Annotated in this window: 13 protein-coding genes; 5 read left to right on the forward strand and 8 right to left on the reverse strand. The window is 73.1% G+C overall.

The window, feature by feature from the left end:
* Positions 1 to 9: 9 nt before the first annotated feature.
* The gene (locus AB0E05_RS22755) at positions 10 to 891 is read left to right on the forward strand and encodes a universal stress protein (RefSeq protein WP_361966285.1); all 882 of its coding nucleotides are present in this window, start codon (positions 10 to 12) and stop codon (positions 889 to 891) included.
* A gap of 255 nt (positions 892 to 1,146) precedes the next feature.
* Complete coding sequence (locus AB0E05_RS22760; RefSeq protein ID WP_361966287.1) at positions 1,147 to 2,550, forward strand: M6 family metalloprotease domain-containing protein; 1,404 nt, start codon at positions 1,147 to 1,149, stop codon at positions 2,548 to 2,550.
* Here the strand turns inward: AB0E05_RS22760 and AB0E05_RS22765 are convergent.
* From AB0E05_RS22765 to AB0E05_RS22780, 4 genes are all read right to left on the reverse strand, one after another.
* On the reverse strand, positions 2,537 to 3,418 hold the full coding sequence (locus tag AB0E05_RS22765) for an AraC family transcriptional regulator (RefSeq protein ID WP_361966289.1): 882 nt from the start codon (positions 3,416 to 3,418) through the stop codon (positions 2,537 to 2,539). The genes AB0E05_RS22760 and AB0E05_RS22765 overlap by 14 nt on opposite strands.
* A 93-nt stretch (positions 3,419 to 3,511) precedes the next feature.
* On the reverse strand, positions 3,512 to 3,820 hold the full coding sequence (locus AB0E05_RS22770) for a hypothetical protein (protein WP_361966291.1): 309 nt from the start codon (positions 3,818 to 3,820) through the stop codon (positions 3,512 to 3,514).
* Positions 3,817 to 4,452: a sigma-70 family RNA polymerase sigma factor gene (locus tag AB0E05_RS22775; RefSeq protein ID WP_361966293.1), complete on the reverse strand. Its 636-nt coding sequence runs from the start codon at positions 4,450 to 4,452 to the stop codon at positions 3,817 to 3,819. Before AB0E05_RS22775 ends, AB0E05_RS22770 begins: the two co-directional genes overlap by 4 nt.
* Positions 4,449 to 6,026, reverse strand: a complete 1,578-nt coding sequence (locus AB0E05_RS22780) for a sodium:solute symporter family protein (protein ID WP_361966295.1) — start codon at positions 6,024 to 6,026, stop codon at positions 4,449 to 4,451. The genes AB0E05_RS22775 and AB0E05_RS22780 overlap by 4 nt, the downstream gene beginning before the upstream one ends.
* A gap of 253 nt (positions 6,027 to 6,279) precedes the next feature.
* On the opposite strand from AB0E05_RS22780, the gene AB0E05_RS22785 reads away from it, so the two are divergent.
* From AB0E05_RS22785 to AB0E05_RS22795, 3 genes are all read left to right on the forward strand, one after another.
* On the forward strand, positions 6,280 to 6,531 hold the full coding sequence (locus AB0E05_RS22785; protein ID WP_361966297.1) for a DUF3311 domain-containing protein: 252 nt from the start codon (positions 6,280 to 6,282) through the stop codon (positions 6,529 to 6,531).
* A gap of 138 nt (positions 6,532 to 6,669) precedes the next feature.
* Positions 6,670 to 8,793, forward strand: coding sequence for a carbon starvation CstA family protein (locus AB0E05_RS22790; RefSeq protein WP_361966299.1), 2,124 nt, complete (start codon positions 6,670 to 6,672; stop codon positions 8,791 to 8,793).
* Positions 8,790 to 9,020, forward strand: coding sequence for a YbdD/YjiX family protein (locus AB0E05_RS22795; protein WP_361966301.1), 231 nt, complete (start codon positions 8,790 to 8,792; stop codon positions 9,018 to 9,020). The genes AB0E05_RS22790 and AB0E05_RS22795 overlap by 4 nt, the downstream gene beginning before the upstream one ends.
* Positions 9,021 to 9,041: 21 nt before the next feature.
* Here the strand turns inward: AB0E05_RS22795 and AB0E05_RS22800 are convergent, their stop codons facing one another.
* From AB0E05_RS22800 to AB0E05_RS22815, 4 genes are read right to left on the reverse strand one after another with little or no spacing between them, the layout of a single operon-like run.
* Positions 9,042 to 11,906 carry a TIR-like protein FxsC gene (locus AB0E05_RS22800; RefSeq protein ID WP_361966303.1) on the reverse strand — a complete coding sequence of 955 codons (2,865 nt, stop codon included), beginning with the start codon at positions 11,904 to 11,906 and terminating at the stop codon, positions 9,042 to 9,044.
* Entirely contained in the window at positions 11,899 to 12,840 is a 942-nt protein-coding gene (locus AB0E05_RS22805) for a MoxR family ATPase (protein ID WP_361966305.1), read from the reverse strand. The genes AB0E05_RS22800 and AB0E05_RS22805 overlap by 8 nt, the downstream gene beginning before the upstream one ends.
* Positions 12,837 to 14,939 carry a hypothetical protein gene (locus AB0E05_RS22810; protein ID WP_361966307.1) on the reverse strand — a complete coding sequence of 701 codons (2,103 nt, stop codon included), beginning with the start codon at positions 14,937 to 14,939 and terminating at the stop codon, positions 12,837 to 12,839. The genes AB0E05_RS22805 and AB0E05_RS22810 overlap by 4 nt, the downstream gene beginning before the upstream one ends.
* Positions 14,936 to 15,892, reverse strand: a complete 957-nt coding sequence (locus tag AB0E05_RS22815; RefSeq protein ID WP_361966309.1) for a hypothetical protein — start codon at positions 15,890 to 15,892, stop codon at positions 14,936 to 14,938. Before AB0E05_RS22815 ends, AB0E05_RS22810 begins: the two co-directional genes overlap by 4 nt.
* Positions 15,893 to 15,931: the final 39 nt, after the last annotated feature.

A 15,931-nucleotide genomic window follows, 5' to 3' on the forward strand; every position in this document is an offset into this window, starting at 1 on the left:
AGTGCTGTGATGAACGGTCCGGTCGTGGTCGGAGTGGACGGCTCGGAGTCGAGCCTCACGGCTGTGGAGGTGGCGGCGCGCGAGGCGCGGCTGCGCGGTGTGGGGCTCCGTGTGGTGCATGCGTTCATCTGGCCGAAGATGCACGTGAACCTGGAGCCGTCGCCGGTGGGCCCCCGCGAGGGCGGGCTGCGCAATCTGGCCGAGCGCTATCTGCGGGACGCCGTGGAGCGGGCGCGGCAGAGCGAGCCGGACGTCGAGGTCACCCAGGACCTGGTGACCGGTGAGTCGCTGACCGTGCTGGAGGCCCTGTCGCGCGAGGCGTCGCTCGTGGTCGTCGGCAGCCGCGGCATGGGCGGGTTCGTCGGCCTGCTGGTGGGCTCCACCGCGGTACACCTGGCCGCCCACGGCCGCTGTCCGGTGCTGGTGGTGCGCGGCGAGGCGGAGCCCACCGGTCCGGTGCTGATCGCGGTGGACGGCTCGCCGGAGGCGGACGAGGCGGTCGGGTTCGCCTTCGTGGAAGCGTCGCTGCGGGGCGCCGAACTCGTCGCGCTGCACGCGTGGAACACCTGGACCGAGCGCGGCGGCGACGACCCGGGGCATCCCAGCAACCTGGTCGACGGCATCGACCGGCTCCGGGACACGGAGGAGCGGCTGCTGTCCGAGGCGCTCTCGGGCTGGCAGGACAAGTACCCGGACGTCACGGTGCACCGGCGGCTGGTGCACGACCGGGTCCGGCAGGCGCTGATCGAGGCCAGCGAGGACGCCCAGTTGGTGGTCATGGGTGCGCGGGGCCGCGGCGGATTCGCGGGCCTGCTGCTGGGCTCGGTCAGCCAGGCGCTGCTGCACCACTCGCACTGCCCGGTCGCGGTGGTGCGCGGAGGTCGCCCCTGACACGGCGGGCCGTCGTAGCGGAAGGACCGTGACCTGAGGGTCACCGCGTGGGGCGTGGACCGTACACCGGTCCACGCCCTTTCGCCGTGGGACCGCCCGGGAATCGCTGCGAGGGCGCGGGGGAAACGCCGTGGGAACCACGGTGCGTACCGCGTCGGACCCGGACACTCCGGGCGAACACTTCGCGCCGCGAGTGGCGCAGTCCTTACGATGCTTGCGGAACCACGGCACCGACGGCCCATCGGGGGGTACACCTTGCCGCAGCACATTCGACCGGACCGTCCACATCGACCAGCCGACCGCGCACGGGCCGGGTGGTCCGACTTCTGCGCCGTCGCCGCGAGCCCCGCGCTGCGCCGACGGCTCGTCGCCGAACAGGAGGGCCCCGGCGACCGGGTGCAGACGCTGGCGGCCCAGCCCTCGGTCGCACCGGGCACCCGACCGCCCGGCTACGACGACGGCACGATCATCCCGGCCGACGACTTCCCGCCCGGCACCCCGCAGTTCACCGTGATGACGGCGGCCGGCGACCGCAAGCCGCTGCGCGGCGAGGTGCGGGTGGCCGTGGTCCTGGCGGACTTCTCCGACAAGCCGATGGAGGCCACGAAGCAGCGCTTCGAGGAACTGTTCTTCTCCCTCGGCGTGCTGCCGAACGGCAGCGTCCGCGAGTACTTCCGCGAGGTGACGCACGGTCTGGTCGACATCGTCGGCGAGGTCGTCGGCCCGCTGCGGCTGCCGCAGCCGCTCGCCTGGTACGCCAACGACAACTGCGGCGTGGGCACGCCGAGCGGCACCGCGCGCGCCCCGGTCATGGCGCGCGACGCCGCGCTCGCTGCGGACGGGGCCATCGACTTCGGCCCGTACGACAACGACGGCAACGGCTTCGTCGACGCCTTCATCGTGGTGCACGCCGGCACCGGCGGCGAGACCAGCGGCAGCCGTAGCGACCTGTGGTCACACAAGTGGGTGCTGCCGAAGGCACACGTCACCGACGGCACGAAGGTGTACGCGTACCTGACGATCCCGGAGGACGCGAGGATCGGCGTGTGCGCGCACGAGTTGGGTCATCTGCTGTTCGGCTTCCCCGACCTGTACGACACCGACGGCTCGTCGGAGGGCGTGGGCGAATGGTGCCTGATGTCCGGCGGTTCGTGGGGCGGCGACGGGGACGTGCCCGTCCACCCCTCCGCTTGGTGCAAGGTGCAGCAGGGGTGGGCGGAGGCCACCCTGGTGGCCGGCAGCGGCAGCGTCACCTTCGACGACGTCAAGTCCAGCCGCACCGTCCACCGCCTCTGGAAGGAGGGGTGCGAGGGCGGCGAGTACTTCCTGGTGGAGAACCGGCAGCGCAGCGGGTACGACATGTCCCTGCCCGCGGCCGGGCTGCTGGTGTGGCACATCAACGAGGGCCGCGACGGCAACGCCGACGAGAAGAGCGGCTACAAGGTGGCGCTCCTCCAGGCGGACGCCCTGCGCGACCTGGAGGGCGACCGCAACGGCGGCGACGCCGGCGACCCCTTCCCGGGCAGCTCCAGCAACACCGCGCTCACCGAGGCCACGTCGCCCAGCTCGCTCTCGCACGCCGGTACGGACAGCGGGGTGCGGCTCATCGACATCTCCGAGTCGGACGGGAGCGTGACCGCAGTGGTCACCATCCTCTGACGCCCGCGCCGTCGGCCTCGACCGGGACCCACAGCTCCGCCTCCGCCTGCCGCCCGTCGTCGGACAGCTCGACGCGCAGCAGCTCCGGGCCGGGCCTGGTGCGGTACGGATTGGCGGGGAACCACTGCGTGAAGACGTCCCGCCACAGGTACTGGAGCGCCTCCGGGAACGCCCCGGAGTACGCGAACACGGCCCAGGTTCCGGCAGGGACGGTGAGCCGGTCCAGGTCGTCGGGCGGCGAGGCCGAGGTCACCACCCCGTGGTAGTAGGTGAATGCGGTGCCCTCGGCCCTGCTGGGGTCGAGGTCGTCGGTCACCCCGACCACCCCCGCCGGCTCCTGGTCGCCCAGCTCGGCGATGCGGTCGAGCACGCCCCGGTCGATCCCCCGGACGAACGTCGCCAGGGCCGGGTTCACGCCCACGTGGACCAAGGGGGCCCGGGTCTTCTTGCCGACGACCGCGAAGGCGCCCTTCTCGACGACGCGGTACCGCATGGTGCTGCTCCCTTCCACGGTGAGGCGGAAGGAGAGCCGTGACTGGGAGCACAGGGCGGCGCCGGTGCGCCGGGCCTCGCCCGGTCCCACCCCGTGGAAGGCCCGGAACGCCCGGGCGAAGCTCTCGCCCGAGCCGTATCCGTGGTCCGTCGCGATGTCCAGCAGCGTCCGGCGCCCGGTGACCACCTCGGCGCCGGCGACCGTGAGCCGGCGGCGTCGTACGTACTCCGACAGCGGCATCCCGGCCAATGCGGAGAACAGCCGTCGGAAGTGGTGCTCCGAGGTCATCGCGACGGCCGCGAGTTCGGCCGCGTCGACGGTCCCGGCCAGGCGCTCCTCGATGCGCTCCATGGCTTCGTTCAGCCGGTCCAGCACCCCGGTCCCCTTCCTCTTCGCCCACCACCGTAGGAAGGAACCACTGTGCCGGACCCGACATCCCGTGCCCGATCCGGTGGGGTCGACGACGCCTCAGCCGCCCGGGGGCGCGGAGGGGGCGGGCATCCGCTCGCCGTCGAAGACGCCCGGGGAGGTGGCGGGCGCGGAGTTCAGCACCCACAGGCCCGCGAGGGTCGCCAGCGCGAAGACCACGGCGATCAAGGCGCCCAGGACCAGCCGTCGGCGCCGCTCGCGGCGGCGCCACTCCCCCCGCGCGGTGCGGTACGCGTCGGGTGCCGGGTGGACGTGGCCCGCGAGGGCGGCCATCGCCTCGCGCAGCCGCTCCTCGGTCTGCACCGGTGCGGACGCCGGGCCGGTGGCCCCGGCGTTGTCGGAACTCATCGGCGGCCCTCCATCATCTGGGTCAGAGCGGCGAGACCGCGCGCGGTGTGGGTCTTGACGCTACCGGCCGAGATCCCCATGGCCTTGGCTATCTCACCCTCCTTCAGACCCATCCAGTGTCGCAGGACGAGCGCTTCGCGCTGACGGGCGGGCAGGCGTTGGAGCGCGTGGATCAGGGCCTGCTGGTCGTCGTGGAGCAGCGCCGTGTACTCGGCGGAGGCGGCGGGCTCCACGGAGGGCGCCTCGGCGTGCTTGCGGACGATCTGGAGATGGCGTATCCGCATCCGGGTGAGGTTGCAGACCACCGAGCGCAGGTACGCCTCCGCCCGGTCGACGTCGCGCAGCTTGCGCCACTTGCGGTAGATCTCGTAGTACGCCTCGGCGACGATGTTCTCCGGGTCGTCCGCACCGAGGAGCGCGGCGAGGCGGAGCATCGAGGTGTAGTGGGCTTCGAAGAGGCGGGCGAGGGCGGCCTCGCGCTCGCCGTCCGCGCCCTCGACACCGCTGTCGACGATGTGGTCGACCGCAGGCCGCTCCTCGTCACCGGCGGCGTCGGTCGCGGCTGCGGCTGCGGTGCGGTGGTGTCGGAGCGTCACGACCGGGGAGCGCAGGGCGCGCGGGCTGCGTCTCATGGCGTACTCGTTCCGGTTTCGGGGCGGGGCCTGGGTCCGGGGCGGTGGTGCGGTGCGCCGGCGCCGCGGCCCCGCGACGCGCCCCTGCGGCGCAGCAGGGCCGTGCCCGCTCCGGCCACGGCGAGGTTGAGCAGCAGCGCCACGAGTCCCGCGTACACCTCCGGGCCCTGGCCGCCCGCCCCGACGGGAACGAAGGACACCACGGGCGAGAAGCCCTCCCTGACGACCACGACCGTACCGAACGCCATGCCCGCGGCCCATCCCCCGAGCAGGGCGCGCGGGTGCAGCAGCCGGGTGTAGAGGCCGATGGCCACGGCGGGCAGGATCTGGAGGATCCAGACGCCGCCGAGCAGTTGGAGGTTGACGGCCGCCTGGTCGCGCAGCCCGAAGACGAAGGCGATCGCGCCCAGCTTCGCCGTCAGCGAGACGACCTTGGCGATGCGGACCTGTCGTTTGGGCGTCGCCGTGGGGTGCACGTACTCCACGTACACGTTGCGGACGAACGAGGTGGCCGCCGCCACCGACATCACCGCGGCCGGCACCAGGGCGCCCACCGTGATCGCCCCGAAGACGAGTCCCGCCAGCGGGGCGCTCATCAACTGGTCGACCAGCAGCGGTACGGCGGACTCGGCGCCCTGGGGCGCGGTGCGGACGCCCACGGCGATCGCGGCGATGCCGAGCAGCCCGAAGAGTGCGAGCACGGCCGTCCAGGCGGGCAGCGCCACGGACGCCTTGCGCAGTGCGGTGCGCCCCGACGCGGCGAAGGCGACCGTGAGCACGTGCGGGTACATCAGCAGGGCGAGCGCCGAGCCGACGGCCAGCGAGGCGAAGGCCGGCTGCTGGTCCGCTTCGAGGACCAGGGGGTGGGCCCCCCGGTGGTCGTGGGCGCTCAGTCTGGCCGCCGCCGCGTCGAAGACCCCGCCGGGACCGCCGAAGACGTCCAGCACCAGCCAGACGAGGGCGAACACGGAGGCGAAGACCGCGACGCCCTTGAAGGCGGAGATCACGGCCGGGGCGCGCAGCCCGTGCCGGTAGGTGGCGATCGCCAGGCCGGCGAAGAGGGCGACCATCGCGAGGTCGGCGACGACCGGCGAGGCGTCGATGACGCCGACGGCCTCCAGGACGGCGCGGATGCCGAGGAGTTGCAGCGCGAGGTACGGCATGGTGGCGAGGATGCCGGTGAGGGCGACGGCGAGCGCCAGGCCCGGGGAGTCGTACCGCTCCCGGACGTAGTCGGCGACGGTGACGTGGCCGCCCGCGGTGACCGCCGACCACAGCCGGGGCAGCAGCACGAAGGCCATCGGGCAGACGATCACGGTGTACGGCACGGCGAAGAAGGCGAGCGCGCCGTTGCCGTAGGCGAGGCCGGGGACGGCGGTGAAGGTGTACGCGGTGAAGACCGTGCCGCCGAGCAGCAGCCAGATCCAGCCGGCGCCCAGGCTCCGGTCGGCGAGCGCCCAGCCCTCCAGCGACGGCAGCCTGTCGGTGCTGCGGAAGCGTCGGGCGGACGCCGCCAGCAGGGACGCGGCGCCGATGACGGCGAGGAACGCCGTGGCTACGGCCCCATCGGGCATCGGTCACCATCCGCGGTGCGGTCTTCGGCGGTGCCGGTCGGCACGCGCGGTCCGTCATCGGTGGGGCCTTCGGCGCACCGGGCGCCGACGGTCCGTCCCGCGCCCTGACGACCTGAGGAAATCCACCCGACGTCCCGTGTCAACCAAACCGCGGCGACCGGCAACTCTTCCACAGACCGGCGACAACACCGAGTGTTCGCCGGGAGGTCGGGGGGCGATCGTCCGGCCGGGATCGGACATGTGCGGAGGTTCTGTGACAGCAAGCGTGCGGGGTACGGGGCAGGACGGTCCGGTGGCCGTGTCGCGCACCCGTCGGGTGGCGGCCGGAGTCCTCCTGCTCGCGCCGCTCGTCGCGCTGTTGTGGGTGCCCTGGTACGCGACGGAGCGCCCGCGGCTCGCGGGAGTGCCGTTCTTCTACTGGTACCAGTTGGCCTGGGTGCCCGGGTGCAGCCTGGCCCTGTTCGTCGCCTACCGGCTGACCCGTCCGCGCCGCCCCGAGTCCTGACGCCGTCGCGCCGTCCGGCACCGGGCCGTCCCCTTGCGCACGTTCATCCGTCGAAAGCCCCGAAGGTCCGAATCCGCTCCACGACACCACCAGTCGTCCGTTCATCCGTCGAAACGTCAGACCGCTCAAGGAGTTTGTGTGTCCCGGTCCCCCGTATCCGCATTGCGGGCCAATCCCAAGTCGATCCTCCTGTGGTCCGCCGTCGCGCTCGTCGGCGCGATCTGTTGGGGGGTGTTGGCGCTCGCCCGCGGCGAGGAGATCTCCGCCGTCTGGCTGGTCGCCGCAGCCCTCGGTTCGTACGCCATCGCCTACCGCTTCTACGCGCGCTTCATCGTCACCCGGGTGCTCAAGCCCGACGACACCCGGGCCACTCCGGCGGAGCGGCTGGAGGACGGCGTCGACTACCAGCCGACGGACCGCCGGGTGCTGCTCGGGCACCACTTCGCCGCGATCGCCGGCGCCGGCCCGCTGGTGGGACCGGTGCTGGCGATGCAGATGGGCTATCTGCCCGGCACGCTCTGGATCGTCTTCGGCGTGATCTTCGCCGGCGCGGTGCAGGACATGGTGGTGCTGTTCCTGTCCATGCGGCGCAACGGCAAGAGCCTCGGTCAGATGGCCCGTGAGGAGATCGGGAAGGTCGGCGGGACCGCCGCCCTGATCGCCGTCTTCGCCATCATGATCATTTTGCTGGCGGTGCTGGCGCTGGTCGTCGTCAACGCCCTCGCCGAGTCGCCCTGGGGCACCTTCTCCGTGGCGATGACGATCCCGATCGCCCTCTTCATGGGCTTCTACCTGCACATCCTGCGTCCCGGCCGGGTGTTGGAGACCAGTCTCATCGGTGTCGCGCTGCTGTTGCTGGCGATCGTCGGCGGCGGCTGGATCCAGGAGTCCTCGCTGGCCGGCGCCTTCACGCTGAGCCCGAAGACCCTGGTGTTCTGTCTGGTGGCGTACGGCTTCGTCGCCTCGGTGCTGCCGGTGTGGATGCTGCTCGCGCCCCGCGACTACCTCTCCACCTTCATGAAGATCGGCACGATCGCGCTGCTCGCGCTCGGCGTGGTGTTCGCGACGCCCGTGCTCAAGGCCGACGCGGTCACCTCGTTCGCCTCCAGCGGCTCGGGCCCGGTGTTCGCGGGGTCGCTCTTCCCGTTCCTCTTCATCACCATCGCCTGCGGCGCCCTCTCCGGCTTCCACTCCCTCGTCTCCTCCGGGACCACCCCGAAGCTGATCGAGAAGGAGTCGCAGGTGCGGATGATCGGCTACGGGGCGATGCTCATGGAGTCGTTCGTCGCCGTGATGGCCCTGATCGCCGCCGCCGTGCTCGACCCCGGGCTGTACTACGCGATGAACGCCCCGGCCGGCGTCCTCGGCAACACGGTCGAATCGGCGTCGGCCGCCGTCGCCAACCTCGGGTTCACGATCTCCCCCGAGGACCTGGCCGCCGCGGCGAAGGACGTCGAGGAGAGCACGCTCGTCGCCCGCACCGGAGGGGCGCCGACGCTCGCCGTCGGCATGTCGCAGATCTTCTCCGACGTCATCGGCGGCGACGGCATGAAGGCGTTCTGGTACCACTTCGCCATCATGTTCGAGGCGCTGTTCATCCTGACGACCGTGGACGCCGGCACCCGGGTGGGACGGTTCATGCTCCAGGACATGCTGGGCAACGTGTGGAAGCCGATGGGCCGGGTGCAGTGGAAGCCGGGCATCTGGCTGGCGAGCGCCCTGGTCGTCGCCGGCTGGGGGTACTTCCTGTACGCGGGGGCGACCGATCCGCTCGGCGGGATCAACCAGCTCTTCCCGCTCTTCGGCATCGCCAACCAGCTGCTCGCCGCGGTGGCGCTGACCGTGGCCACCACCTTGTTGATCAAGTCCGGGCGACTGCGGTGGGCGTGGGTGACCGGGGTGCCGCTGGCGTTCACGGTCGCGGTGACCTTCACCGCGAGTTGGCAGAAGGTCTTCTCCGACGACCCCCGGGTGGGCTTCTTCGCCCAGCGGGAACGCTTCGCCGACGCCATCGACGCGGGCAAGGTGCTGGCGCCCGCGAAGAACATGGACGACATGGACACCATCGTCCTCAACTCCACCGTGGACGGCGTGCTGATCGTGCTCTTCGTGCTCCTCGTCGCCACGGTGATCGTCAATGCGGCCGTGGTGTGCGTCCGGGCGGTCCGCTCGCCCACTCCGCCGCCGACGACCGAGACGCCCTACGTGGCCTCACGGATCAGCACCACGAAGGAGAAGGAACTCGTCGAGGTCCGCGAGTGACGGGCTCGGCCGTGACGTCCGGGGCCGCCGCCGCGGCGCGGGCCGTCGCCCGCGGCGCCCGCACGGTGCTCTGGTACCTGCGCGAGGTCAGCGGTGAGACGGCGTACGAACGGCACTGCGTACACCACCGCAGGAACCATCCGGAACTGCCGGCGCCCACCCGGCGCGAGTTCCAACGGCAGCGGGCACGGAAGTTGGAACAGGAGCCGCAGTCCCGCTGCTGCTGACCGCACGGCCCGAGGGGCGCGCTACTCCGAGCGCCCCTCGGGCTCGGTGCTCTCGGTGCGCGGACCGCTTGGGTACGGCACCGGCCCGCGCACGTCCCCTTCCTGGTGGTGGATCTGTGGTGGGCGCACCGCAGGCGCGGCACCGGGCGGGAAGACCTCTGCGGAACCGAGGTACCCCTGGGCGGAGACTTCGACGACGCTGGGCAGGATCTGTCCGAACGCCTCCATGCTCGGAACCCCGCGCGCGGCGGCCCTGGTGGACCTGTGGTTGGCAGGACTCATGTGGTACGGCATGGTGCGCTCCAAACGCTCGGCCAACTCGGCTTCGGAGAGCCTGCTTTGGGGGTCGTCGCGGTTCCACGGCACGACCAGGGCCGTCCAGGGCTGGGCCCGGGCGTCGAACTCGGCGAGTCTGGCGCAGCGCGCGTCGTCGGCGAGGGCCCAGCGGTCGATGATCAGCATCTCGGGCCGGGTGGGCCGCTGTCCGGGCGAAGGCAGGGTCACCTGGTCGAACGAGGACAGGGTGGGCTGGTAGTCCAGGGAGCGCACCAGATCCTGGGCGACCTGGGCCAGGGGTCGCGCGGAGTTCGGGTAGTAGGGGTTCCAATCCAGGGACTCCCGCCCGTAGTACTCGGGGGCGCGGCCCGCGGGGAGGTCGTGACGGGTGGGTGCGGCAACCATCAGGTGCATCGAACGCGGACCGCTGCTCGCCTTTCCGAAGGCGCTGGGTGCGTGCCGGTAGTCGACCGGGGAGCCGGGAGACAGGCGTGTGGCGTCCGCGACCGAGACGATCCGTTTCGCCAGTTCGTAGACCGCGGTGTCGTACTCCTCCGCGAATATGCGGAGTTTGATCAGGCCGTAGAGCCCGTCGGTGACGTAGCGGTCGCCGAAGGCCCGGTGGTTGAACTGGAGTCTTTCGGCGGGTCCGGGCAGTTGCTCCGGGGGTATCGGCACCCAGAGTGCGGGCACGATCGCCTCGGCGGGGCGGTTGCTCTTCGCCTGGTGGTAGATCGCCCGCTGGGCGAAGGCGTACCACTCCTTTCCGCACATCTCGCTGGCGAAGTACCGGGGCGAGAACAGCGGGACGAAGACGCGGCAGTTCGCCAACACCTCGCCCAACCGCTCGGACCAGCCCTCGCCCGATCGGATCTCCCGGTCCATGAATCCGGCCGGAGCACCGGCCGGCAGGTCCGTCATGGCCATCACATGGCTGCAGAGGTCGCGGAAGAGCCGCTCCACCCACATGTCCGGGTCCCTGCCCGCGGCCCCGTACCGCGGCGTGTGCGCGTAGCTCAAGAAGAAGTACGGCTGGTGCGTCCGTTCCGGCCCCGCATGGGCGACCGCCGGGAACGGGGGCGGGGGCGGCTGCGTCGGCACCCCGCCGAACCCGGCCGCCACGGACGCGAACGGCGTGGAGTCCGCGGCGATGTCGTGCTCGCCACCGGGGTCCGACACCAGGGCGCGGAACCCCTCGCCCGCGACGGGGTGGGTGGCGATGTAGCGGCTCACCGACTCCCTGGTGCGGTGCTCGTCCCGTACGCCGAGGCGGCGCGACAGCCGTTCCCGTACGCCGGGCCGGAACGCCAGCACGGGACCGGCGCCGCCGTCGGAGCCGTCGACGACCGACATCAGCCCGCCGGTGAGGACTTCGGCCACGTCCGCCGTCGTGGCCTGCGGCACCACTTCCTGCCGCACCAGGTGCAGCAGGGCGGGGCTGAGCCGTGCGAAGGAGGAGCAGAGCACGGCGAGGGAGAGCGCCGGGTCGGAGGCGCGGTGGACGAAGGACTCCACGGCGCGCACCCCGTCGACGGGCGGCACGGGCGGGCGGGGGAAGACGCCGGGTGCGGGCACGAGGACCGCCTGACAGCCCGTCGGGTCGCCCCGCATCACGGTGCGTGCCCAGCGCTGGATGACGCGCGGGGACAGTCCGACGACCGGCACCGGCAGCCAGTCGTGCGGCACGGGCGGGCGCTCGACGTGCGGCAGGGCGTCCAGTACCGCGGGGCGGGTGAAGCGCAGCCGGCTGTTGCGGGCTCCGGGGGCGGACGGCGCGGTGACGCGCACGGCGGGCAGGTCGAGGCCGGCGCGCCGCCACTTCTCCTGCGGCAGGGGGTTGACCAGCAGGGTGGGTACGGTGCTCGCCCACTGGTGGACCTGGTCCCACAGGTGCTGCTCCCCCGCCCTGCCGGGCACGCAGTCGGAGATCACCAGCACCAGGCTGCGGGAGCCCGGGGTGCGGGTGAGGAGCCGGGCGCCGGGGGCGGGCGGGCCGTCCCCGCCGGTGTCGATCTCCGTCACCCGCATGGTCCGGAAGACCCCGGAGCGCGCCAGCACCCGCAGCAGTTCGGTGACGGTGTCGTCCCACGCCCGCATGGTGGGCGAGCGGTCGACCACGGCGGTCAGGTCGAACCAGCGCTCCGGGGCGGGGGCGAAGGCGGGGACCAGTTCGCCGCCGCGGGCGTAGTCGGCGACGGTGGCCTCGACGTCGAGGCGCGTCCTGCGGCCGGTGGGCCAGGGGCGGGCCAGCGGCCTCAGGGCGGTGGCGATCTGGCGTGCCCTGGGCAGTGCGGAGGCCCGGGGGACGACGACCTCCCGGGCCGTGCCGGCGGCCTCGGCTTCCCCGTCGCCCTCGACCGCGGGCGGGTGGACGGGGAGCTGCGGGCGGTCGGGGGCGGCCGGTGGTTCGCTGTGCTCCTCGGCCTCGCCCGTCCGCGGCTCGTGGCGGTCGGCGGCGTCCGCCGCTTGCACGGACCGCACCGATTGGCTCGCCAGCCACAGCAGGTCGGCGACCGCGACGCCGTCGAGGTCGTGACCCAGGCCGTCGAGCGCCGCGACGACCCGGCCGAGGGCGTCGTCGTGTTCCGCGGGCGGGCCCGGCTCAGGCACTCGACAGGTCCTTCAGCAACAGCTCCACGACGCGTTGTTGTTCGTCGTGGCCGCGGACCGTGCCGTTCAGCAGGTGCAGGGCGTTGAGGAGCTGGTCGACGGCGACGCTGCCGCCGGCGGCGACGCGTCGTACGAAGTCGTCCACCACGGCGGCGGCCGGCCCTTCGTCGCCGACGTCGAGGTCGAGGTGGGCCCGGACCACCCGGCGCACCAGCTCCGCGTCCGGCTGCGGCATGGTGAACCGCACGCAGCGGCGCAGCAGGGGTGCGGGCATGTCCTGTTCGCCGTTGCTGGTCATCACGATGAACGGGAACTCGCTGCACTGGACGCGCCCGTCGCGCACCAGATGGCGCTCCGCGGTATCCCACATCCGTACTTGTGCCGCGTCCTGCCCCTCCCTCAACAGTTCGGGGATGTGGAACTCGCCGCGCTCCAGGACGTCGAGGAGGTCTCCCGGCAGGTCGAGGTCGGCCTTGTCGATCTCGTCGATCAGCAGGGCCCGCGGGCGCGGGGCGGGCAGCAGTGCGGTGCCGAGCTGTCCGAGGGTGAGGAAGTCCTCGACGGCGTCGGCTCCGCCCTCCTGACCGGGCCTGGCCCCGGCCTGTTGCAGCCGGTGGGCGTGGATGCGGCCGAGGGCGTCGTAGCGGTAGAGGGCGTCGCCGAGGGTGCTGCGCGAGGTGATGTGCCAGCGCAGCACGGGGCCGAGGTCGAGTTCGGTGGCGACCTGTTCGACGACGGTGGACTTGCCCGTGCCGGGACCTCCGGTGATCAGCAGCGGGCGGCGCAGGGCGAGGGCGGCGTTCACGGCTTCGGTGAGGCCCGCGGGCGGTTGGAAGGCGGTGGCCCGGGTGGTCCGGGGGAAGGTGCGCCAGGGCGGGGGCGCCGGCAGCCGGATGTCGGGCCGGGCCACGCCGTCTCCGCGGTAGTACGTCATCGGGCGCTCTCCTCGTCCGTGGTCCGAGCCGTGGGCACGGACCGGTAGTTCCAACAGAAGCGGAGCCATTCCTCGTCGTCCCAGACGGCGCGCAGATCGGCGAGGGCGTCGAGGTCGGCGAAGGTTGCGGCGGAGCCGGGGTCGGCGCCCGCGCGGGTGCTCGACTCGTCCCAGCGTCCCCGGTAGGCGCGGTCGAGGGCGCCGGGCATGGCCCACCAGCCGGCGTCCAGGCAGGCGTGCCGCTCCTTGGGGAAGCCGGCCGGCCCCCGGGGCCAGAGCAGGACCGGGGTGTAGGCGAGCAGCGTCTCCAGCAGGCCGGCGTCGCCCCCGGGGTGGTGGACCAGGCCGATGCCGCGGGTGTAGCGGCCGTTGCGCAGCCGGCCGCGGAGCCCTTGGCGGTCGTGGACGTCGTCCTGGGCGAGCCAGTCGACGGGGGCGCCGGTGTCGCAGCGGGAGATGGTCTCCCACCGTTCGGTGAAGGTGCCCTCGATGCTGCGCAGCACGGCGTCGGGGGTGAGCCGGTCGCTCCAGTGGAGGCGTACGTCGAAGCGCACGCCCAGGCGCAGGCCGATGCCGGCGGCTTCGGGGCGCCAGCCCAGCAGCAGGGAGCCGGGGACGGCGACGTCGAGTCGTTTCAGGGGCAGGGCGAACTGCCGCGCGAGGTCCTGAGCCCACAGCGCCGCCGCCTCCAGTGCGGCCTCGGCGCCGTCCCGGTCGGCGCTGTCGCTCGGGAACTGCTCCTGGGCCACGGTCGAGCCGTCCCGCAGCAGCCAGGCGTCGAGGACTTCCGGCCAGTCGCCGACGAGGGAGGAGTGCAGGCTGACGACGAGGCTGAGACGGTGGCGGGTGACGAGGTCGCGCACGTGGTCGACGGCGTCGTTGACGACGGTCGGCGGGATGTGCACCTCGCGCGCCCAGGTGTGGAGTTCGGTGCTGGCGAGGTCCTTGCCGCAGGCGTGGGCGAGGAGGGCGACGAAGCGGGTGAGGCCGCGGGTGCCGTCGGGCTGTGCGGTGGGGTGGTTGAAGGTGAGGTCGTCGACGATCGCGACGTCGGTCACGGCGGCGTCGGGGGTGTGGGGCCGGCGCTCGTCGGCGAAGAGGGTGTGCAGGGCGTAGCGCAGGGTCGAGGTGGTGACGTCGGCGCCGAGCCAGTCGCGGATGAACGTCACCGTGCGCACGGCCGCTTCCAGCCGGTCGAGGGCGCTTTCGGCGCACTCCTTGGCTTCGGAGGGCGGGCGGGTGCGCAGTTCGGCGCGGCAGGCGTGGACGAACGGGAGGTCGGTGCCGGTCGCGGCGAGCGGCGGGTCCAGTGCGCCGAGGGCTTCGGCGAGCACGTCGTGGGCGTGGCGGCCCGCGAGGCCGGCGGGGCCGGCGTCGTCGTGCCGGACGTTGCGGGCGAGCCACAGGGGGTCGTTCGGGGTGCCGTCGTAGTCGAAGCCGGTGACGCTCTGGCCGATGACGGTCGCGCCGAGGTGGTCGCGCAGCCGCCGGGGGGTGAGCACCCGCCCGGCGCCCGGTATGCCGGCGCGCAGTGCGCCGGCGAGGGCGCGGGAGAAGGCGAGGTCGACGGCGGCTTCGGTGAGGGAGGAGCCCATGAGCAGGCTGATCCGGCTGGTGCCGTGCCGGGTGCCGGCGGTGAGGTCCGCGGCGGTGGGGAGGGCGCCGGCCGCGTGGCAGGTGTCGACGATGCCGAGGACGCCGGGAATGCCGGGGTGGTCGAGGGCGTCGGTGAGCAGTTCGGGGACGTTCACCGAGCAGAGGCGGACGTCTTCGGTGGAGTCCGCGCCCATCAGGCGCAGGCCGGTGGCGCTGCCGGGGAGGAAGCCGTGGCCCAGGAGCGCCAGCACCAGGACCGCGCCGCGGCGCGCCGCGTGGGCGGTGGCCTCCTGGACGGCGGCGGTGACGGCGGCGCTGGTCAGTTCGGTGCCGTGGACGAGGCCGCCGCCCGACGGGAGTCCGGGTGCGCAACCGCCGACGCAGGGGTCCGTCAGGGTTTCGTACAGGGCGGTGGCAGCGTCCGCCAGCCGGGCCAGCGGGGGCATGGAGGTGCAGTGCGGGGCGACGACCAGGGCGTGGCGGGCGGGTACGGGCGTCCTCATGCGCCCGCCAGGTCCTGGAGCGCTTCGGCGACGGGGCCCGCGACGTCCGGGTGGGCGAGGTAGGTCTCGGCGGAGTGCACCCAAAAGCCGTCGGAGTCGACGCGGCGGGAGCGCGGCAGGACGCCCGTCGGGCTCGGAAGGAGGTCGTCCTCCAGCAGGGGGCGGGCGGCGACGATGTCGTCGCGGTCCCAGTGGTTGTGCCAGCGCGTGACGCAGGCGGGCACGGACGGCGGTTGGGGATGCAGCCGGGGTCGTACGACGGTGCGCAGGGCGATGGGTGAGCCGAGGGTGACCAGGAGCGGGGTCGGCGAGGGCGTTTCGTGCAGGGTCTCCAGCGCCACGACCGTGCCGAGCGAGTGGGCGACGACGACCGCGGGCCGACCGTCGATCGCCTCCGCGATGCGGGCCCGGATCCGCCGGTCGAGGCTCTGCCCCGCGGCGTCCTGCTCGCCGCGCGCCAGGTATCGGGCCACCTGCGCGAGGTGGTGGACCATCAGTTTGGGGGTGATCCAGCCGGCGGCGGCCGACCAGGGTCGTAGGGACAGCATCGTGGTCGCCACGTTGATGGCCCGGCGCACCACGTCCAGGGCGCCCTGGCTCTGGTCGCGTACGTCCGCCTCGGCGCGGGCGCGGGCCAGCAGCAGCCGGGCCCGTTCCGTTGCGGCGTCCGCGTCGGCGTGCTGCCCGACCCAGGCGACCATCAACTCGGCGAGGAGGTCCGCCTCGTCGCTCGCCGCGGCCGGGGTGCGTGCGGCGCCCTGGGCCTGGTCGGTCCGGAAGAGGTCGGCGTAGTGGGCGAAGACGCAGTCGGTCCGACGGGGCAGGGCGTCGGCGAACCGGGTGTGCCCGGCGTCGGCCATCCCCTTGGCGAGCGCGGCGCACCAGCCCTCCCGGTCACGGGCCGGGTCGCGGGGGCCGCCGATCCCGTGGACGAACACCAGCCGTGGGACCATCGCCGCCTCCCCGTGCTCCCCTGCCTGCGATGCGGTGCA

Source organism: Streptomyces sp. NPDC048057 (assembly GCF_040653095.1).
Taxonomy (GTDB): domain Bacteria; phylum Actinomycetota; class Actinomycetes; order Streptomycetales; family Streptomycetaceae; genus Streptomyces.